Annotated in this window: 17 protein-coding genes; 11 read left to right on the top strand and 6 right to left on the bottom strand. The window is 59.7% G+C overall.

The features are described from left to right. Positions 1-403: 403 nt before the first annotated feature. From ACZ9BE_RS13445 to ACZ9BE_RS13430, 4 genes are all read left to right on the top strand, one after another. Complete coding sequence (locus ACZ9BE_RS13445; protein WP_252867800.1) at positions 404-1888, top strand: NCS1 family nucleobase:cation symporter-1; 1485 nt, start codon at positions 404-406, stop codon at positions 1886-1888. A 235-nt stretch (positions 1889-2123) separates the two neighbouring features. Then, a complete protein-coding gene (locus ACZ9BE_RS13440) occupies positions 2124-3407 on the top strand; it encodes a Zn-dependent hydrolase (protein ID WP_476249549.1) in 1284 nt (427 codons plus the stop codon). Positions 3408-3608: 201 nt separating this feature from the next. Beyond that, positions 3609-5105 (top strand): helix-turn-helix transcriptional regulator, encoded by a 1497-nt coding sequence (locus tag ACZ9BE_RS13435; RefSeq protein WP_095180256.1) that lies wholly within the window; start codon positions 3609-3611, stop codon positions 5103-5105. Positions 5106-5245: 140 nt separating this feature from the next. Further along, the gene (locus ACZ9BE_RS13430; RefSeq protein WP_024013284.1) at positions 5246-5503 is read left to right on the top strand and encodes a DUF1652 domain-containing protein; all 258 of its coding nucleotides are present in this window, start codon (positions 5246-5248) and stop codon (positions 5501-5503) included. 1085 nt (positions 5504-6588) lie between these two features. On the opposite strand, the gene ACZ9BE_RS13425 is transcribed toward ACZ9BE_RS13430, so the two are convergent. From ACZ9BE_RS13425 to ACZ9BE_RS13410, 4 genes are all read right to left on the bottom strand, one after another. Next, the gene (locus tag ACZ9BE_RS13425) at positions 6589-7356 is read right to left on the bottom strand and encodes an SDR family oxidoreductase (RefSeq protein ID WP_041480848.1); all 768 of its coding nucleotides are present in this window, start codon (positions 7354-7356) and stop codon (positions 6589-6591) included. Between the two features lie 37 nt (positions 7357-7393). Then, positions 7394-8461 (bottom strand): phosphotransferase family protein, encoded by a 1068-nt coding sequence (locus tag ACZ9BE_RS13420; RefSeq protein ID WP_095180255.1) that lies wholly within the window; start codon positions 8459-8461, stop codon positions 7394-7396. Between the two features lie 163 nt (positions 8462-8624). Next, positions 8625-9593: a 2-hydroxyacid dehydrogenase gene (locus ACZ9BE_RS13415; protein ID WP_476249548.1), complete on the bottom strand. Its 969-nt coding sequence runs from the start codon at positions 9591-9593 to the stop codon at positions 8625-8627. Positions 9594-9748: 155 nt separating this feature from the next. After that, positions 9749-10132 (bottom strand): tautomerase family protein, encoded by a 384-nt coding sequence (locus tag ACZ9BE_RS13410; RefSeq protein ID WP_095180253.1) that lies wholly within the window; start codon positions 10130-10132, stop codon positions 9749-9751. Between the two features lie 248 nt (positions 10133-10380). Between ACZ9BE_RS13410 and ACZ9BE_RS13405 the strand changes: the two genes are divergently transcribed. The 3 genes from ACZ9BE_RS13405 to ACZ9BE_RS13395 all read left to right on the top strand — a co-directional run bounded on the left by ACZ9BE_RS13405 (position 10381) and on the right by ACZ9BE_RS13395 (position 12330). Beyond that, positions 10381-10575, top strand: coding sequence for an FtsB/FtsL family cell division protein (locus tag ACZ9BE_RS13405; RefSeq protein WP_056789207.1), 195 nt, complete (start codon positions 10381-10383; stop codon positions 10573-10575). A gap of 49 nt (positions 10576-10624) precedes the next feature. Further along, positions 10625-10795 carry a hypothetical protein gene (locus tag ACZ9BE_RS13400; protein WP_177434191.1) on the top strand — a complete coding sequence of 57 codons (171 nt, stop codon included), beginning with the start codon at positions 10625-10627 and terminating at the stop codon, positions 10793-10795. Between the two features lie 254 nt (positions 10796-11049). Next, complete coding sequence (locus ACZ9BE_RS13395; RefSeq protein WP_476249547.1) at positions 11050-12330, top strand: serine/threonine transporter; 1281 nt, start codon at positions 11050-11052, stop codon at positions 12328-12330. A gap of 198 nt (positions 12331-12528) precedes the next feature. Here the strand turns inward: ACZ9BE_RS13395 and acnB are convergent, their stop codons facing one another. After that, positions 12529-15138, bottom strand: a complete 2610-nt coding sequence (gene acnB / locus ACZ9BE_RS13390; RefSeq protein ID WP_039763151.1) for a bifunctional aconitate hydratase 2/2-methylisocitrate dehydratase — start codon at positions 15136-15138, stop codon at positions 12529-12531. Positions 15139-15605: 467 nt separating this feature from the next. Between acnB and ACZ9BE_RS13385 the strand changes: the two genes are divergently transcribed. Beyond that, entirely contained in the window at positions 15606-16076 is a 471-nt protein-coding gene (locus ACZ9BE_RS13385) for a DUF1289 domain-containing protein (protein ID WP_024013275.1), read from the top strand. 93 nt (positions 16077-16169) lie between these two features. On the opposite strand, the gene ACZ9BE_RS13380 is transcribed toward ACZ9BE_RS13385, so the two are convergent. After that, the gene (locus tag ACZ9BE_RS13380; protein WP_476249546.1) at positions 16170-17033 is read right to left on the bottom strand and encodes a universal stress protein; all 864 of its coding nucleotides are present in this window, start codon (positions 17031-17033) and stop codon (positions 16170-16172) included. A 159-nt stretch (positions 17034-17192) separates the two neighbouring features. Between ACZ9BE_RS13380 and ACZ9BE_RS13375 the strand changes: the two genes are divergently transcribed. From ACZ9BE_RS13375 to ACZ9BE_RS13365, 3 genes are all read left to right on the top strand, one after another. Then, the gene (locus ACZ9BE_RS13375; protein WP_041480839.1) at positions 17193-17801 is read left to right on the top strand and encodes a MiaE family protein; all 609 of its coding nucleotides are present in this window, start codon (positions 17193-17195) and stop codon (positions 17799-17801) included. A 262-nt stretch (positions 17802-18063) separates the two neighbouring features. Beyond that, positions 18064-18771 (top strand): response regulator, encoded by a 708-nt coding sequence (locus ACZ9BE_RS13370; RefSeq protein ID WP_137214904.1) that lies wholly within the window; start codon positions 18064-18066, stop codon positions 18769-18771. Then, the gene (locus ACZ9BE_RS13365) at positions 18772-20058 is read left to right on the top strand and encodes an ATP-binding protein (protein ID WP_150741051.1); all 1287 of its coding nucleotides are present in this window, start codon (positions 18772-18774) and stop codon (positions 20056-20058) included. Positions 20059-20087: the final 29 nt, after the last annotated feature.

Genomic DNA, 20087 nt, shown 5'->3' with positions numbered 1-20087 from the left:
TTGACGCACTTGACAGGATGGAAATATGAGCAAGATTTCCTATGTGAAATCAGCCGCTTGAAGTTGTGCTGCGGTTGCGGGTTCACCGACAAAAATAAATGCAGTGCACCAGTTTGAGTCCTGACACTTCGGACAACTTGCCCGACGTTTAGCCTGAGCGTTCAGACAAGTTTTCCCGGACTCAGCGAATATTCAATTAAAACTGATGAATATCAGAAAGTTGCAAAGCATCCAGTGCACCGCCCAAGCGTTAAGCGCGAGAACCGGCACGTTTATTGATGCCGCCGCTGACACCATGGCCGGTGCATGAAAGTTGTCAGTTCCTCCGGCCATCGTCCGGCTGGCGCCGTATGCGCCCGCCGCCTGATGAGCAAAAAATAATCAGAAGAACAGTGGAGCGGCCATGCAACAGACCAGATCACAAGTGACCGAGCGCGACGGCTTGTTCGAGCTCGAAGCCGGCAACGACGTCCTCGACAGCCCCCGTTACAACCACGACATGGCACCGACCAAGGTGCGCGAACGCACCTGGAACAAATGGCACATCACCGCGCTGTGGGTCGGGATGTCGATTTGCGTGCCGACCTACACCCTCGGCGGCGTGCTCACCGCGTATTTCGGCTTGAGCGTCGGCGAAGCGCTGCTGGCGATTCTGTTTGCCAACGTCATTGTGTTGATTCCACTGACCCTCAACGCCTTCCCGGGCACCAAGTACGGCATTCCGTTTCCGGTGCTGCTGCGCTCGTCGTTCGGCATTCTCGGTTCCAATGTGCCGTGCCTGATCCGCGCGTTGGTGGCGTGTGGCTGGTTCGGCATCCAGACCATGTTCGGCGGACTGGCGATTCACCTGTTCCTCGGCTCGGTGTTCGAGGGCTGGAAATCCCTCGGCGGAACCGGCGAGGTGATCGGTTTCATGGTGTTCTGGGCGCTGAATCTGTGGGTGGTGATTCGCGGCGCCGAGTCGATCAAATGGCTGGAAACCTTGTCGGCGCCGTTGTTGGTGGCGGTGGGCATCGGCCTGCTGGTGTGGGCGATGCCCAATGTGTCGATGACTGAGTTGCTGGCGATCCCGCCCAAGCGCCCGGAAGGCGCCAGCGTGGTCAGTTATTTCGCGGCAGGGCTGACGGCAATGGTCGGCTTCTGGGCCACGCTGTCGCTGAACATTCCCGACTTCAGTCGCTACGCCAAGAGCCAGAAGGATCAGATTCTCGGGCAGATTTTCGGTCTGCCGCTGACCATGTTCCTCTTCGCTGCGCTGGGCGTGGTGATGACCGCCGCATCGGTGAAACTGGTCGGCGTCACCGTGTCCGACCCGGTCACGCTGATCGGCCATATCCAGAGCCCGGTGTGGGTGGCGGTGGCCATGGCGCTGATCATCGTTGCCACACTGTCGACCAACACCGCCGCCAATATCGTCTCGCCAACCAATGACTTCCAGAACATCGCGCCGAAGGTGATCAACCGCACCAAAGCGGTGTTGCTCACCGGTCTGGTCGGGCTGGTGCTGATGGGCCATGAACTGCTGAAAAAGCTTGGCCTGATCGTTTCCGACATCAGCCTGGAAACCGTGTACTCAAACTGGCTGCTGGGCTACTCGAGCCTGCTCGGGCCGATCGCCGGGATCATGGTGGTGGATTATTTCCTGATCAAGAAACAGCGACTGGACCTCGCCGGGCTGTACCGCGATGACGTGTATCCGGCGTGGAACTGGGCCGGTTTTCTCGCCTTTGGCGTGCCGGTGGCGCTGACTCTGCTGTCGCTGGGCAGCGACGCGTTCAGCTGGTTCTACAGCTATGGCTGGTTCACCGGCTCGGCGCTGGGCGGGATTATTTATTACGGGTTGTGCGTGATGCGGGCGCAGCCTTCTGCCGTGAAAACAGCGGTGTGAGCAAGGGCCTTTTCGCGAGCAGGCTCGCTCCCACATTGGAAATGCATTCTCACTGTGGGAGCGAGCCTGCTCGCGAATGCGATGCTCCATACACCGCCGAAACTGATCGTTCCCACGCTCTGCGTGGGAACGCAGCCCGGGACGCTCCGCGTCCCAACAGCGGACGCAGAGCGTCCATGGATGAATGCCCACGCAGAGCATGGGCACTATCGGCATCAGCATTGAGGAGATCCCCATGAACGCAGCCGTAGACGTTCTGCAATCCACCCATCAGCACATCAACCGCGATCGCCTCTGGGCCTCGCTCATGGAACTGGCGAAACTCGGCGCCACGGTCAAGGGCGGCGTCTGTCGCCTGGCCCTGACCGACCTCGACCGCCAGGCGCGCGACCTGTTCGTGCAGTGGTGCAAGGACGCCGGTTGCAGCGTCACGGTCGATGCCGTCGGCAACATTTTCGCCCGCCGCGCCGGGCGCAACCCGAGCCTGCCGCCAGTCATGACCGGCAGCCACATCGACACCCAGCCCACCGGCGGCAAGTTCGACGGCTGCTTCGGCGTGCTCGCCGGCGTCGAAGTGCTGCGCACCCTCAACGACCTCGGCGTGGAAACCGAAGCGCCGCTGGAAGTGGTGGTCTGGACCAACGAAGAGGGCTCACGCTTTGCCCCGTGCATGATGGGCTCAGGGGTCTTCGCCGAGAAATTCACCCTCGAGGAAACCCTCGCCAAGGTCGATGCCGACGGCGTCACCGTCGGCGAAGCACTGGATGCGATCGGCTACGCCGGCCCGCGCAAGGTTAGCGGGCACGCGGTTGGCGCGTATTTCGAAGCGCACATCGAGCAAGGCCCGATTCTCGAGGACGAAGAGAAAACCATCGGCGTGGTACTCGGCGCGCTCGGGCAGAAGTGGTTCGACCTGAAATTGCGCGGCGTCGAAGCCCACGCCGGCCCGACGCCGATGCACCTGCGCAAGGACGCCCTGGTCGGTGCCTCGGTGATCGTCGGCGCCGTCAACCGCGCCGCCCTCGGCCATCAGCCCCACGCCTGTGGCACGGTCGGCTGCCTGCAAGCCTATCCCGGCTCGCGCAACGTGATTCCCGGCGAAGTGCGCATGACTCTGGATTTTCGCCACCTGGAGCCGGCGCGGCTGGATTCGATGATTGCCGAAGTGAAACAAGTGATCGAGGCGACCTGCGAAGAGCACGGCCTTACCTACGAACTGACCCCGACCGCCGACTTCCCGCCGCTGTACTTCGAAAAAGGCTGCGTGGAAGCGGTGCGCGGTGCTGCGAAAGGGCTGGGTCTGTCGCACATGGACATCGTCAGTGGCGCCGGGCATGACGCGATTTTCCTCGCCGAGCTCGGCCCGGCGGGAATGATTTTTGTGCCATGCGAGGGCGGGATCAGTCACAACGAAATCGAGAATGCCGCACCGGATGATCTCGCGGCGGGGTGTGCGGTGTTGCTAAGGGCAATGCTCGCGGCGTCGGCGATGGTGGCGGCCAGCGAGCGTGCCGCCTAAGGTAAACACACCCAGTAAACCTGTGGGAGCGAGCGTGCTCGCGAATGCGCCGGGTCAGTCAACGAATGCTCTGAATGACACCCCGCTTTCGCGAGCAGGCTCGCTCCCACAGGGGGTTTTTGGCGATTTTGGGGTTGTGGCACGATCCCGAGCCGCCGCGGTCGTACTCTTCACCTAGCCGCATCACAGTGTGGAGATCCAATGAGCCAGGAAGTCCTGACCACCGAAACCAACCGTCGCCAGTTGCAGCAGATCATTGCCGGGCTGTCGGACGGGGTGATTCTGCTGGAACTCGACAAAAGCATTCTCTGGGCCAACGAAGCGGCGCTGACCATGCACGGTGTCAGCACCATCGGTGATCTGGGCAGTAACGCCGACGAGTACGCCAGACGCTTCACGCTGCGCTATCGCAATAATCATGTCTTGCCGCCGGACAACTACCCGATCAGCCGCGTCGCCCGCTGCGAGGCGTTCAATGATGTGCTGATCGAAGTTTCGTCCGTGGACGACCCGGAGCGGGTCTGGGTGCACAGCGTGCGCAGCATGGTCCTGACCGACCGCGTCGGCCAGCCCGAGTCGCTGGTGCTGATCATGAGCGACGTCACCGATTGGGCCAACGCTGAGCTGCGTTTCGAAAAAACCTTCAATGCCAACCCTGCACCGGCAGTGATCTGCCGACTCAGCGATTTGCGCTACATCAAGGTCAACCCGGGCTTTCTGGAAATGACCGGCTATACCCGCGATCAGGTGATCGGCACTTCGGCCTACGAAATCGATATCTTCGAGCAGGCGGATCAGCGCGATCTGGCTGTCCAGCGCTTGCGCGATGTCGCGACCATTCCGCAGATGCAGGCGGAACTGCGCCTCCCGGACGGTGGCAGTAAACAGGTGATCGTTGCCGGTCAGCCGCTGCTGCTCAATGACGAGAATTGCATGCTGTTCTCCTTCGTCGACATGGAGCCTCGGCGCCGGGTCGAGGTTGCCTTGCGTCAGAGCGAGGAGCGCTTTGCCAAGGCTTTTCGTCTGACTCCGGTACCGATTTTGATCTGCACCGCTGACAAGCAGGAGGTCATCGATGTCAATCAGGCGTTCCTCGATACCCTGGCCTATGACAGCGATGATGTACTCGGCAAAACCGTGACGCAATTGAGCTTCATCCACGATGACAGCGCGCGCACGCGCCTGCTGTCGGCGCTGGCGAAGAACGGTCGGGTGGATCGGGTCGATGTGCCGGTGCGCAAGAAGGACGAGGAGTTGTTGGAATGTGCGGTCTCGGCCGACACCGTGAACATTCACGACACGTCCTGCTATCTGCTGGTGTTGATGGACATGACCGAGCGCAAGCGCACTGAGCTGGAACTGGTCGCGGCGATCGAAGAGGTGATGAAGGATGCGTCGTGGTTCAGCCGAACGCTGATCGAGAAGCTGGCCAACGTGAAGAAGATCAACTCGCCGCAGCTGCCCAGCGCCTCGTTCACCGACCTGACGGCCCGTGAGCGTGATGTGCTGGGTTTGATCTGTGAAGGTCTGGCGGACAAGGAGATCGCCGCGCGGTTGAAACTGGCGCCCAATACCGTGCGCAATCATGTGGCCACCGTGTACTCGAAAATCGATGTGCATAGCCGCAGCGAGGCGATCGTCTGGGCTCGAGAGCGCGGTTTGTTTTCGGGAGAGTGGGGCACCAAAGGCCAGCGCTGAGGGGTGCAAATGCACTAGTTACAAGGGTGCAAATTCATGTATTGGCCAAGACGTTGTGTTCTTAGGCTGGTGGGGTGCGGTGTGGGCCATTTCGGGCCTGCGATCGTGCCCCTTTTGAAACAGTCATAGGAACAACGTCAATGATGAATCTTGCGCAGTTGCGCGCTCGGCTCGAGCACAGTTTTGCGCCGCTGGCTTGTGAGTGTTCGGTGGATGGTGATCATTCGCTGACGGTCAAGTTGTATCACCGGGATTCGGGGCAGGTGGATCTGGTGATCAGCGGGCTGGATCTGGCTTCGCTGCGTACGCCTGGGGCGGTTGAGGCGTTGGTGGATGAGTTGAGGTATGAGCTTGAGAGCAATTCCTTGCGTTCTTCGCGGGATCCGGATTTGGCTTAAGCGCGCTTTGGTCTTGGCGGCCTTTGGGCCGGCCATGCTCTGGGGGGGGGGGTGGGTGTATATCCGTTTCTGCGGGTGCTGCTGGTTACGGTTCCGCCCTTACGGCGGGTCACTTTTGGCAAACGCCCCAAAAGTAACCAAAAGGTCTTCGCCCTGACGTTCGGCCCGCTCGCTTAGGCTCGGGGTTCCTTCGCTGCGGGATCGATCCTGGCGCAGCGGCTCCGGTTTGCTTCGCTGCACCTACACTCGCTGTGTACGACTGCGTCGTACGGTCGCTGCGCTCCCACGCCCGGATCAATCCCTCCACTCAGCCTGCCGACGGGCTCCAAGATCAAGATCAAAAGCGGTACTCGAGCTAACGCTCATCGTGTGTAGGAGCTGCCGAAGGCTGGGATCTTTTGATTTTGATTTTGATTTTCTGTGGGAGCGAGCCTGCTCGCGAAGGCGGCCTGACAGCCGACCTGATTGTTACTGAACTCACTCGATCAAACCTGTGGGAGTGAGCCTGCTCGCGATGAGGCCCTCGCCGACAACCATCATCCCAATCCAGCCCTCTGCCGGAAAATCCCCGCAAAAACCGACAGCCCAAACCAGCCAATCACCCCAATCCACTGGCGCTAACAAGGCGCTCAGCTATAAAGAATGAGTGGTCAGGTCTTCCGCGGCCGGTTGGGTTGCGGGAGTTTGTCTCTCTTTACCGCGGGTCGTCCTATGAATAATCCTGGGAAACGCGTATTGCCGTTGGCTTTTCTTGCTGTGCTGTTGGCCGGTTGTGCCAGTCCTCCACCCCCTGCGCCTGTCGCGCCGCCGCCACCGCCGGAACGTCGGTGTGAGGTGCTGGAAAATACTGAGGTTGCCGGGGATGTGTATGTGGATGGGCAGGTGACGCGCCACATCACCACTACGCGTTGCATAACCCAATAAGCCGGGCAATCCCGCGGATGCAGGAGTTCTGGATTTCGGCACCGCCCCTGTGGGAGCGAGCCTGCTCGCGAAAGCGTGGTATCAGTCAAAACATAGCTGACTGACACCACGCTTTCGCGAGCAGGCTCGCTCCCACACGGGTTAGCAATTTGCCTTGGATATCAGGACAGGAATCCGCCATCCACATTCAGCGCCACGCCAGTGGTGTAGCTCGACGCATCGCTGGCCAGGTACAGCACCGCGCCGGCCATTTCGCTTGGATCGGCTACGCGTTTGAGCGGGATCTGGGTCAGTGCCTGTTTCAGAATCGCGTCGTTCTTGACCAGTGCCGAGGCGAATTTGGTGTCGGTCAGGCCGGGGAGCAGGGCGTTGCAGCGGATGCCGAATTGCGCGCATTCCTTGGCGAAGACTTTGGTCATGTTGATGACCGCCGCTTTGGTTACCGAATAGATGCCTTGGAAGATTCCCGGCGAGATGCCGTTGATCGACGCGACGTTGATGATGCTGCCGCCACCGTTTTCGCGCATGAGCTTGCCGGCTTCGACCGACATGAAGAAGTAGCCGCGAATGTTCACATCGACGGTCTTCTGGAACGCCCCCAGATCGGTGTCCAGCACGTTGCAGAATTGCGGGTTGGTCGCGGCGTTGTTGACCAGGATGTCGAGGCGGCCGAATTGTTCCTTGATCCCGGCGAAGACCTGGCTGATCTGCTCCATCTCACCGATGTGGCAGGCCACGGCTGTCGCCTTGCCGCCGGCGGCGATGATGGCGTCGGCGACGTGTTGGCAGCCTTCGAGCTTGCGGCTCGAGACGATCACGTGGGCGCCTTGCTGGGCCAGCAGTTTGGCGATGGCTTCACCGATGCCACGGCTGGCGCCGGAGACGAAAGCGATTTTGCCGTCGAGGTCGAACAACTGAGTCTTGGACATGGGTTTCCCTTGTTGAAAGTCTTGTTATTGGCCCGGATCAGAGGCTGGATTTCTGAATGACCTGCAGGCTCATCTGCTCCAGCAGTTTGTTCATGTGAATGAACTGCGCGAAGCGTTTGTCCTGCGTCTGGCCATGGTAGAAGCGGTAGTAGATCTGCTGCACGATGCCGGCCAGGCGGAACAGGCCGTAGGTGTAGTAGAAATCGAAATTGTCGATGCGGATGCCCGAGCGCTCGGCGTAGTAGTCGACGAATTCGCGGCGGGTCAGCATGCCCGGCGCGTGGCTTGGCTGGCGGCGCATCAGTTGCACCGGTGCCGGGTCGCCGGCTTCGATCCAGTAGGCGAGGGTGTTGCCCAGATCCATCAGCGGGTCGCCGAGGGTGGTCAGTTCCCAGTCGAGCACGCCGATAATTTGCATCGGATTGGCCGGGTCGAGAATGACGTTGTCGAAGCGGTAGTCGTTGTGGACGATGCTCGACGTCGGGTGGTCGGCCGGCATCTTGTCGTTGAGCCAGGCTTTGACCGCTTCCCAGTGCGGCGCGTCCGGGGTCAGGGCTTTTTCGTAGCGCTCGCTCCAGCCCTTGATCTGCCGCGCGACGTAGCCTTCGGGCTTGCCCAGGTCGCCGAGGCCGCAGGCGTTGTAATCGACCCGGTGCAGTTCGACGAACCGGTCGATGAAGCTTTTGCACAGCGCTTCGGTTTTCGCCGAATCGAGGCCCAGCTCCGGCGGCAGTTCAGCGCGCAGGATGATGCCCTTGACCCGTTCCATCACATAGAACTCGGCGCCGATAACGGCTTCGTCGGTGCAATGCACGTAGGCCTTCGGGCAATACGGAAAGCCGTCGCGCAGTTGGTTGAGAATGCGGAACTCACGGCCCATGTCGTGGGCGGATTTGGCTTTGTGGCCAAACGGCGGACGGCGCAGAACGAACTCTTGCTCGGGGTATTCCAGCAGGTAGGTCAGGTTCGACGCGCCGCCAGGAAACTGGCTGATCTGCGGCGTGCCGGTCAGGCCGGGAATGTGCGCCTTGAGGTACGGATCGATCAGGCTGGCATCAAGTTCTTCGCCTGCACGGATCCGGGTGGACTGGTCAGTAAGCGCCATGCTTATCCCTTCTGCTTATTTTGGAGGCCAGACATCATTGGCTAATCTAATGGCGCGCTCGGGTGCTCACAAGCGCGGGTCGGTCTTATAGGTTAGCGTGTTGCTGGATAATCAACTTTGAGAATGGGGCAAAGATCGGCGCGGTTCGACGATGCCACGCGCGTTAATGCACGCGCTGGTTGTTCAACTTGGGCGGCAGGGCGACGGGAGTCAGCACCGGTTGCCCGGAGAAAAACGCCATCAGGTTTTTCCCCACCAGTTCAACGGTGCCTTGCGTGGCTTCAGGGGACAACCCGGCGACGTGTGGGGTGAGCACAACGTTGCTGAGGTGTTTCAGGGCATCAGGCACTTCCGGTTCGTGATCGAACACGTCCAGTGCAGCGCCGGCGATACGACGTTGCTCAAGTGCGGTGATCAGGTCTGCCGTTGCGATAACGCTGGCGCGGGCGATGTTGACGATAAAACCCTTGGGGCCGAGCGCATCGAGCACAGCTCGCGTCACCAGATGTCGCGTACCAATGCCGCCGGGCGTGGCAACGACCAGGAAGTCCGAGGCTCGCGCCAGATCGGTGGGTGTCGAGCAGAATGTATAAGCGACATCGCTGCGCACCTGGCGGCTGTGGTAGCTGACCTGCATGTCGAAACCCAGCTCCGCACGTTTGGCAATCGCCATGCCCACGGCGCCCAGCCCGAGGATGCCCAGACGCTTGCCGGCCAGCGACGGGCGCATGATTTTCGGCCATTCACCGCGGCGCACGGCTGCATCGCAGCGCGGGATATCGCGGACCAATGCCAGCAGCAACGCCATCGCATGATCGGCCACTGACGAGGCGTTGACTCCGGCGCCATTGGTGACGGTGATCCCACGGTCACTGGCCGCTTGCAGATCGACCTGTTCATAACCGGCGCCGATCACCGTGATGATTTTCAGGGCGGGCAGGGCGCTGATCTCTTGCGCGGTCAGACCCAGCGGGCCGCGAGTGAGCACGGCATCGATGCGACTGCCATGGGTGGCGATGGCTTGCGCACGTTCGGCTGGCGTTGGTGCGAGGATCAGGTGGAATCCCTGATGCTCAAGAATCGGCAGATAGTCATTGATCGTTTCAACCAGTACCAGAACGGTTGCGGGCATTGCGCGGCTCCTGTGATTGGCGGCGGGTGGGTCGCGAAAGTCGACTCAGAGTGCTGAATCCGCAGCGGCTTGGCAATCGTTGCATTCACGCAGTGGTGCTTTGATTCTGGACGGGTTCGTGGAACAAGCAAGTACGCAGGCATGGGCGCTGCGAATCAGCTGACGTATTGCGCAATGCCGTTGCCAAACGACCAGTTCTCTTTCTTTACCTCCAGCAGATTGATGAACACATCCTCCAGGCGAATACCCAGTTGCGCATGCAGGCTCTCGGCAATGGTCTTGAACAGCAACTGCTTCTTTTCCACGCTGCGCCCTTCGCTGATGGTGATCTGGATGAACACCACGCCGTCGCTGCGCTCGATGCCGAGGTATTGCGGGTCGTACACGAAGTGCTGGCCGTCGTGCTCGTTGAGAATCTGGAAGTTGTCGTGCTCGGGCACATCGATACAGCTGCGCAGGGCGGCGTAGATCTGTTCGCCGATGCGCCTGGCGAAAGTGGGGTCTGGGTTTTGCTGGATGTCGACGCGGACCAGTGGCATGGGAGGCTCCTTGGGTTATGGCTTCTCTCACGCTAGATCAATGGCGGAGTTCTGGCAGGTAGTTGGTCTGGAATATTGCGGACCACTCGTATGAGGAGGCTTACGTGAATCGCGGATTTTGCCTACGGGGATGGCAGATGCGTCTGCTGGTCAGCGTGAATGGAACAGTTTGATGATAAGGGCATGACGATAGCCGTCGATGTGCATGCAAATGCTGACACCGATCCGCCAGCAGCCAAGGAGGGCAAATGTTCCATAACGATCGCGAAAATCTGGAGCTAGACAGGCTGGAAAACGAATCAAGGAAACTCGTGGCTGAATGGAAAAAGCTTCAGGCTGAAGAGAAAAAGTTATCAAGGGAGACGAAGCTCTATCCAATTGCAGTGTTTGGTGGAGTCTTGACTGCAATCACCGCAGTGGCAGGGTTTTTCTTCAAGTTGTGAGTCTTCATGCTTCACGACCGTCAGGCGCATTATTCAAAGGTTAATCAGTATGAGCACATATGACCGTAAGGCACGACTGGAGCAAATTGAGCGAGAGTTCGCAGAATATGACGAAGCGTTGCGCAATAGAGACAAGCGCGAAAATGGCAAGCTCTGGTTGCTTTTCGGCTTCGGGCTGTACTGCGTTTTATTGGGTTTCATGCTCGGCATATCGCTCTAGGCGCATTCGATGACGCATGGGTGGGTGCAAAACGTATCCGTTTGCGGCATCCGACGTATCCATAAACGACCTTGTTTTTTCTATAAACGACCATCCTTGGATCTGCTCCGCACAACCATTCCTCAGCTAAGTCTTTGCTTGCATTGATTTATCACGGAGAATCGCGCCCCTGTTTCGGCCGGAGCATGTCTGTCGGTTTTTTCCGACGCGTCCTGACCGAGTGGCAAGTGACCGGAATGCGGAGATCCGACCGGATGAATGATCAGGCCAATAGCCTCGAAAAGCGCTTCGACGCAGCAGCACCCGCTGAACTTTCGAGCTGGAATCGCCAGGACACCACCTGGATGCTGGGACTGTTTGGGACGGCCATTGGCGCCGGCACCCTGTTTTTGCCGATCAACGCAGGATTGGGTGGCTTCTGGCCGCTGGTGATCCTCGCGCTGCTGGCCTTCCCGATGACGTTTTACGCGCACCGTGGCCTGACCCGTTTTGTGCTGTCCGGTCGCGAAGGCGCCGATATCACCGAAGTGGTCGAGCAGCATTTCGGTATCAAGGCCGGTGCCTTGATCACGCTGCTGTACTTCTTTGCCATCTTCCCGATCCTGCTGATCTACAGCGTCGGCCTGACCAACACGGTCGCCAGTTTCCTCGAACACCAACTGCACATCACGCCGCCACCGCGCGCGCTGCTCTCGTTCGTGCTGATTCTCGGCCTGCTGGCCGTCGTGCGTTGCGGCGAGCAGGCGATCGTCAAGGCCATGAGCCTGATGGTCTATCCGTTCATCGTTGCGCTGCTGTTCCTCGCCGTGTACCTGATTCCGCACTGGAACGGCGGCATCCTCGCCACCGCCGCGCAAGTGCCGGCGCCGTCAGCGCTGCTGCACACGCTGTGGCTGGCGATTACGGTGATGGTGTTCTCGTTCAACCATTCGCCGATTATCTCGGCGTTCGCGATGGATCAGAAGCGTCGTTACGGTGTGCACGCCGATGAGCGCAGCTCACAGATCCTCGCGCGCGCTCATGCATTGATGGTCATTTTGGTGCTGTTCTTCGTATTCAGTTGCGTGCTGACCCTGTCGCCAGAGCAACTGGCTGAGGCAAAAGAGCAGAATCTGTCGATCCTGTCGTACCTGGCCAACCACTTCAGCAACCCGACCATCGAGTTTGCGGCGCCGTTGATTGCGTTTGTGGCGATCTCCAAGTCGTTCCTCGGTCATTACATCGGGGCCAGCGAAGGCCTCAAGGGCCTGATCGTCAAGAGCGGCAGACGTCCGGGTGCCAAAACGCTGGATCGCATCGTGGCGGCGTTCATGCTGGTGATCTGCTGGATCGTCGCGACGCTTGATCCGAGCATCCTGGGCATGATCGAAACCGTCGGTGGGCCGGTGATTGCGGCGATTCTGTTTCTGATGCCGATGTACGCGATTCGCAAGGTGCCAGCGATGGCGCGCTATCGCGGTCAGGCGTCGAATGTGTTTGTTACCGCGGTGGGACTGGTGGCGATTTCGGCGCTGGTTTACAAGCTGGCTGTCTGACCTGTCACTGATGACTGATCGTTCCCACGCTCTGCGTGGGAATGCCTCTTGTGACGCTCTGCGTCACGCTTGGGGACGCAGAGCGTCCGGGGCTGCGTTCCAACGCAGAGCGTGGGAACGATCAGAATGCTTGCCCGGCAGGCATAAAAAAACGCCGCTCATCTCACGATGGGCGGCGTTTTTTATGGCCTTGCAGCGTTAGGCTTGAACGACCGGGATCTTGGCGTTCGCAGCAGCTTCACGGAACTCGGCGATCTGGTCGAAGGACAGGTAGCGGTAGACATCGGCCGCCATGCTGTCGATCTTGCCAGCGTATTCCATGTACTCCTCGACGGTCGGCAGGCGACCCAGGATCGAAGCAACGGACGCCAGCTCGGCCGAGGCCAGGTAGACGTTCGCGCCGTCGCCCAGACGGTTCGGGAAGTTACGGGTCGACGTCGAGACCACGGTGCTGTTCGGCTCAACGCGTGCCTGGTTACCCATGCACAGCGAGCAGCCTGGCATTTCCATGCGTGCGCCAGCCTTGCCGTAGATGCCGTAGTAGCCTTCTTCGGTCAGTTGGTGAGCGTCCATCTTGGTCGGCGGCGACAGCCACAGACGGGTTGGCAGCTGACCCTTGACCTGATCCAGCAGTTTACCGGCAGCGCGGAAGTGACCGATGTTGGTCATGCACGAACCGATAAACACTTCGTCGATCTTCTCGCCAGCAACGCTGGACAGCAGACGGGCGTCGTCCGGATCGTTCGGCGCGCAGAGCACAGGCTCGTTGATCTCGGCCAGATCGATTTCGATGACTTCGGCATATTCGGCGTCGGCATCGGCTTCCATCAGCTCAGGATTGGCGATCCAGGCTTCCATCGCTTGAGCACGACGTTCCAGGGTACGCGCATCGCCGTAGCCTTCGCCGATCATCCAGCGCAGCAGGGTGATGTTGGACTGCAGGTACTCGGTGATCGACTCTTTCGACAGCTTGATGGTGCAACCGGCAGCCGAGCGTTCGGCCGAGGCGTCGGACAGTTCGAACGCCTGCTCCAGGGTCAGACCTTCCAGACCTTCGATTTCCAGGATGCGGCCGGAGAAGGCGTTTTTCTTGCCTTTCTTCTCGACGGTCAGCAGACCGTTCTGGATAGCGAAGTACGGAATGGCATGAACCAGGTCACGCAGGGTGATGCCAGGTTTCATCTTGCCTTTGAAGCGCACCAGGATCGATTCCGGCATGTCCAGCGGCATGACGCCAGTGGCAGCGGCGAACGCGACCAGACCGGAACCGGCCGGGAACGAGATGCCCATCGGGAAACGGGTGTGCGAGTCACCACCGGTACCGACGGTGTCCGGCAGCAGCATGCGGTTCAGCCACGAGTGGATGATGCCGTCGCCCGGACGCAGGGAAACGCCGCCGCGGGTCATGATGAAGTCAGGCAGGGTGTGGTGGGTGGTCACGTCGATCGGCTTTGGATAAGCCGCGGTGTGGCAGAACGACTGCATCACCAGATCAGCGGAGAAGCCCAGGCACGCCAGGTCTTTCAGTTCGTCACGGGTCATTGGACCGGTGGTGTCCTGAGAACCCACGGTGGTCATCTTCGGTTCGCAGTAGGTGCCAGGACGCACGCCCTGGCCTTCTGCCAGACCGCAAGCCTTGCCGACCATTTTCTGCGCCAGGGTGAAACCCTTGGTGCTTTCAGCCGGAGCTTCCGGCTTCTTGAACAGGTCGAACGGCGGCAGACCCAATTCGGCGCGAGCCTTCTCGGTCAGGCCACGGCCGATGATCAGCGGAATACGACCGCCGGCACGGACTTCGTCCAGCAGCACCGGGGTTTTCATTTCGAAAGTGGTGATGACTTCGTCGGTACCGTGCTTGCAGACTTTGCCAGCGTGCGGGTACAGGTCGATCACGTCGCCCATGTTCATGTTCGACACGTCGAACTCGATCGGCAGGGCGCCGGCATCTTCCATGGTGTTGTAGAAGATCGGAGCGATCTTGCTGCCGAAGCAGAAACCGCCAGCGCGCTTGTTCGGCACGTACGGGATGTCGTCGCCGAAGAACCACAGCACCGAGTTGGTGGCCGATTTACGCGAGGAACCGGTACCGACCACGTCACCGACGTAGGCGATCGGGAAGCCCTGGCCGCGCATTTCTTCGATCTGCTTCATCGGGCCGGTCTTGCCTTGCTCGTCCGGAACGATGCCGTCACGGGCCATTTTCAGCATGGCCAGGGCGTGCAGCGGGATATCAGGACGCGACCAGGCGTCTGGCGCAGGGGAGAGGTCGTCGGTGTTGGTTTCGCCGGTGACCTTGAATACGCGCAGGCTGATCTTGTCGGCCAGCACCGGGCGCTTCTTGAACCACTCGCCGTCAGCCCAGGATTGCAGCACGGCCTTGGCGTGAACGTTGCCGTTCTTGGCTTTTTCGGCGACGTCGTGGAAGGCGTCGAACATCAGCAGGGTGTGCTTGAGTTCTTCGGCGGCGACTGGCGCCAGCTCGGCGTCGTCCAGCAGTTCAACGAGGGTGACGATGTTGTAGCCGCCCTGCATGGTGCCGAGCAGTTCTACAGCGCGTTTCTTGTCCAGCAGAGGGGAGGTGGCTTCGCCCTTGGCCAGGGCAGACAGGAAACCGGCCTTGACGTAAGCGGCTTCGTCCACTCCAGGCGGTACGCGATTGGTGATCAGGTCAACGAGGAAAGCTTCTTCGCCAGCCGGAGGGTTCTTCAGCAGCTCGATCAGGCCTGCTGTTTGTTCGGCGTTAAGCGGCTGGGGAACGATACCCAGGGCTGCACGCTCTTCGATATGTTTGCGGTAGGCTTCAAGCACAGTTATTACCCTCATCAGTGGTCCCAAATGGGTGTCCGGGACGCTCATCCCGAAATTGCCGTACTCATGCGCCTCACGACGTTGTGGGTCGTTCGGCCAGAATTACCGGCAATCCCTTACAGAAGCTGCTTTCAAAGTTTTACGCCTGCAGAACGGGGAGCTGATGAGGGTTGGCGTTGGGCTTTTCCCCGCTGGAAAAACCCTTCGCCAACACCGCTCTGAAGGAACGACTGTGCTCGTGACGCTTTGAAAACAGCTTCTAACGGACATTGGCGCCTTAAAAGGCTGGCTGATTCTACGGCAAAAAAAATTTAAAGGTAAGTCGCGCTCTATTGGACTTTCGTGGCAATCAGCGCGGCCGGAGCAAACCTGCGACGCTGGCGAGACCCTGTTGTTTGAGGGGTGATCAATGCCCGACAAAGGGCTAACATGCCGGCCTGTTCCGCGTTTCAGTGTTCTGCCCATTTATGCCCAATCAGACCATCAAGACCCCCTGCGTCGGCCTCTGCTCCACCGTTTACGGTGACCTGGTGTGCCGTGGCTGCAAGCGTTTCCATCACGAAGTGATCCATTGGAACGGATACAACGAGGAGGAAAAACGTGCGGTGTGGCTGCGTCTGGAGCAATTGCTGTCACAAGTGATGGCGAGCAAAGTCGAGATCTTCGATCCGGCGCGCCTGCGCGAGCAGCTCGAACAGCGCAAGATCCGTTTCGTACCGCATCAGTCGGAATATTGCTGGGCCTACCAGCTGATCGCCAGGGGGGCGCGGGTGATCATTAATCTCGAGGCGTACGGGATGGTGTTGCTGCCGGAATTCCGCGACTGGAACCTGCCGGAACTGCGCGATGCCATTGATCGGGAATTCTTCCTGCTGTCGGAAGCGCATTATCAGCGTTACATTGCCCCGGGCTTTCTGAAAGACGCCTTCGGCGCCTAGAAGCTTCGCGAGCAGGCTCGCTCCCACAGGGAAATGCATTCGAGATGTGGGAGCGAGCCTGCTCGCGAAAGCGCCAGTCAGACATGGCAATCCTCAGTGTTTTGCCGTCAGTTCCACCAGATGATCCTCAACCTCCTGCGGCTTGAGCACCAGCACATCGCTTTCCAGGGTATCCAGCACCGCTTCCGCCGTATTGCCGATCAACGCGCCTGACAAACCACTGCGCGCTACCGTGCCAATTACCGTTACCGCCGCCTGGAGCTTGTGCACCATGAACGGGATCAGCACATCCGCCGGGCCTTCCTCTATGTGCAGGTGCTCGTCATCGACATCGAACTCCGCCTGAAACGCCCGGCACTGCTCGCGGTATTTGGCTTCTATGGTCGATTTGAGCTGAAACGTCGGGTCTGCCGCCGAGAGCATCGGCGACGGATGCGCGGTGATCACGTGCAGATGCGCCTTGGCCAGACTGGCGATGTCGTATCCATGATCGATGATGGTGCTGTGCAAATGCCGGTGCTCACCGTCGGCATTGCCGACATCGACCGCAGCCAGAATCACTTTGTCCTTCCACGAACCGGCGGTTTTCACCAGCAGCACCGGGGTAGGGCAGTGGCGCAGCAGCTTCCAGTCGGCCGGGGTCAGCAGGGCTTTTTTCAGCGAGCTGTCGGGGAAGTGCTGTTTGATCACCAGGCCGCAACCCTCGGCCTGCTGCACATCGATGATGGTTTCGTGCAGGCTCTCGTTCCACGCCTGTTCGGTGGTCACGCTGTACCCTTCGGCGAGCAATGCAGCCTTGAGCACGCTGAGCAGGCCGGCATGGTCATGCTTCTTGTCGCACACCAGTAAATGCAGATGGGCCTGGGTAACACCGGCGATCAGCTTGGCGCGTTTGAGCGCCAGGCTTTCTGCATGTTCAGGTTCGATGACCACCAGAATGCTGCGAATGGCTTGCATGAGCGGAGTCTCCAGCAAAGAAAAGGCACGGCGTTGCACAACTATAGTTGCTACCCGAACGTCTGCGACTTGATGCATATCAACAGCCGCCGCTGGTGGTCTGCGGGCAGGCCGGTATAATCGGCGCCCTTCGCTCGAACACCTTTTACCGTGAGCCCCATGATCCTTCCCGAAATCCACGAATTCCTTGGCTGCCGCACCCCCGACGCCTGGGTCCAGGCGGCATTGGCCGACCAGGAAACCCTGCTGATCGACCACAAGAACTGCGAGTTCAAAGCCGCCAGCACGGCGCTGAGCCTGATTGCCAAGTACCACGCCCACGTCGACCTGATCAACATGATGTCGCGCCTGGCCCGGGAAGAACTGGTGCACCACGAGCAAGTCATGCGCATCATGAAACGGCGCAAGATCGAGTTGCGTCAGCTGCACGCCGGCCGCTACGCCTCCGGCCTGCGCAAAGTGGTGCGCAGCCACGAACCGGTGAAACTGGTGGATACGCTGGTGGTTGGTGCCTTCATCGAAGCGCGCAGCTGTGAACGTTTCGAAGCACTGGTGCCGCATCTGGACGAAGAGCTGGGCAAGTTTTATTTCGGTTTGCTGAAAAGCGAGGCGCGGCATTTTCAGGGTTATCTGAAACTGGCCTATCAGTATGGTGATGCCAAGGATGTCGCGCAGGTGATCGAGCGCGTCCGTGCGGCCGAGCAGGAACTGATCGAGTCGCCGGACGAAGAATTCCGCTTCCACAGCGGTGTGCCAGTCGCTGCATGATCGGGTAGGAGCTGCCGCAGGCTACGATCTTTTGATCTTGTTTTTACAAATCGAAAATCAAAATATCGCAGCCTTCGGCAGCTCCTACAGAGGTCCGCAATTCAATCGGACATCATTGTCGGATTGTAAAAAAATCTTAAAAGTATGAAACATCACCGAAAACCGGCCCAAGTGGCCGGTTTTTGCTGTCTGCCGTGATCGCCTGTGCGATGAATGCCAGCATAATATCGGCCCTTCCACGTTTGGCTTGGCAACGGTTGTTATGGATAACCTGGGTTTTGGCAAAGTCCTGCTGGTCGAAGACGATGAGCGTCTCGCCGCACTGATCGCACACTTTCTTGAGCAACACGGCTACGAGGTGCGCACGGTGCATCGCGGCGATCTCGCCATGGCTGCATTCCTGGAATTCAAGCCGAAAGTGCTGGTGCTCGACCTGATGTTGCCGGGGCAGAGCGGTTTGCAGGTCTGTCGGGAAATTCGCAGTGTCTCGGACACGCCGATCGTGATCCTCACCGCCAAGGAAGACGATCTCGATCACATCCTCGGTCTGGAGTCCGGCGCTGACGATTACGTGATCAAACCGATCAAACCGCCGGTATTGCTTGCGCGGCTACGGGCGCTGCAACGGCGGCAGACGCCGGACACCAGCGTGGTGAGTTTTCTTGAGTTCGGGCAATTGAGCATCGACCGCAGTTGCCGGGAAGTGCGCTTGGCCGGTGAGCTGATCGAGCTGACCACCATGGAGTTCGAATTGCTCTGGTTGCTCGCCAGCGCGGCAGGCAAGATTCTTTCCCGCGATGACATTCTCAATCGCATGCGCGGCATCGCTTTCGACGGCCTCAACCGCAGCGTCGACGTCTACATCAGCAAATTGCGCAACAAACTCAAGGACAATCCCCGCGAGCCGGTGTGCATCAAGACCGTGTGGGGCAAGGGCTATCTGTTCAATCCGTTCGCGTGGGAGCTGTAGATGCTGCGTTTGTTCCTCGGGCTGTTTCTGGTGATGACGGTAGGGCTGGTGCTGGCGTTGCAGACGGTCGAGCATACCTTCAACGCCTTGCTCGACAGCCAGACGCAGGATTACAACCGTGAAGCCGTGCGCGGTCAGGCGTGGTCGCTGGTCGATCATCTGCAAGGCCGCCAAGGGGCCGAGCGTGAACAGAAACTCGATTCATTGCGTGCGCACTACGGTTTGTCGCTGAGTCTGGTCGAGGCCGATCAACTGGCGCTCACACCGCAGGAAAAAGCCGAGCTCGCGCGGAACCTGTTGGTGATCCGCGACGATTACACGCAGTTCATCAGCAACATCGATGGCGGCTCGCAATTGCTCAGCATCAAGCTGCCGCCGGAGCCGAGCCTGATGCCGTTCTACATCACTGCGGCGTACATGATGCTCGCAGTGCTGATCGGCATCGTCCTGTTTTTCTGGGTGCGTCCACACTGGCGCGATCTGGAAAAGCTGCGGCTGGCGGCCGAGCGTTTCGGCGACAACGATCTGTCGGTGCGCATCCAGTTGTCGCGGCGCTCAAACATCCGCGATCTGGCCGAGCACTTCAATCTGATGGCGGCGCGCATCGAGGGCTTGATCGCCAATCAGCGCGAGCTGACCAATGCGGTGTCCCACGAATTGCGCACACCGATTGCGCGGCTTTCTTTTGAGCTCGATCAGCTCAAACAGCAACCGGACGCGAGCCAGAATCGCGAGCTGATCGCCGACATGTATGCCGACCTTGGTGAGCTGGAGGAGATGGTCTCGGAATTGCTGACCTACGCCAGCCTCGAGCACGGCGCGACAGTGATCAAACGGGAGAATATTCACGCAGCCGATTGGCTCGACAGCGTCGTCGGCAGTGTGGCGCTTGAGGCCGAAGCAGTGGGCGTGCAGCTGTCGATCACCGATTGCCAGGTCGACACTGTAAGCATCGAACCGCGCTTCATGGCGCGGGCGGTGATCAACCTTTTACGCAATGCCATTCGCTACGCCGAGCAGCGCGTCGAGGTGTCGCTGCTGCGCAATGGCGATGACTATGAAGTGCGGGTCAGCGATGACGGGCCGGGTGTGCCGCTGGAGGGACGGGAAAAAATCTTCGAACCGTTTTCCCGACTGGATGCCAGCCGTGATCGGCGCACCGGTGGTTTCGGACTGGGCCTGGCGCTGGTGCGGCGGGTGTCGCAGTCCCATGGCGGGCAGGTTGAGGTTGGCGAATCGGTGTGGGGCGGGGCGTTGTTCAGGATGACCTGGGCGCATCTGGACTGATTGATATTGCCTGACCCGGCCCCTTCGCG

The organism is Pseudomonas sp. TE9122, from assembly GCF_056278925.1.
The sequence above is the reverse complement of the archived record's forward strand: the minus strand, read 5'-3'. Positions and strand labels throughout refer to the sequence as shown.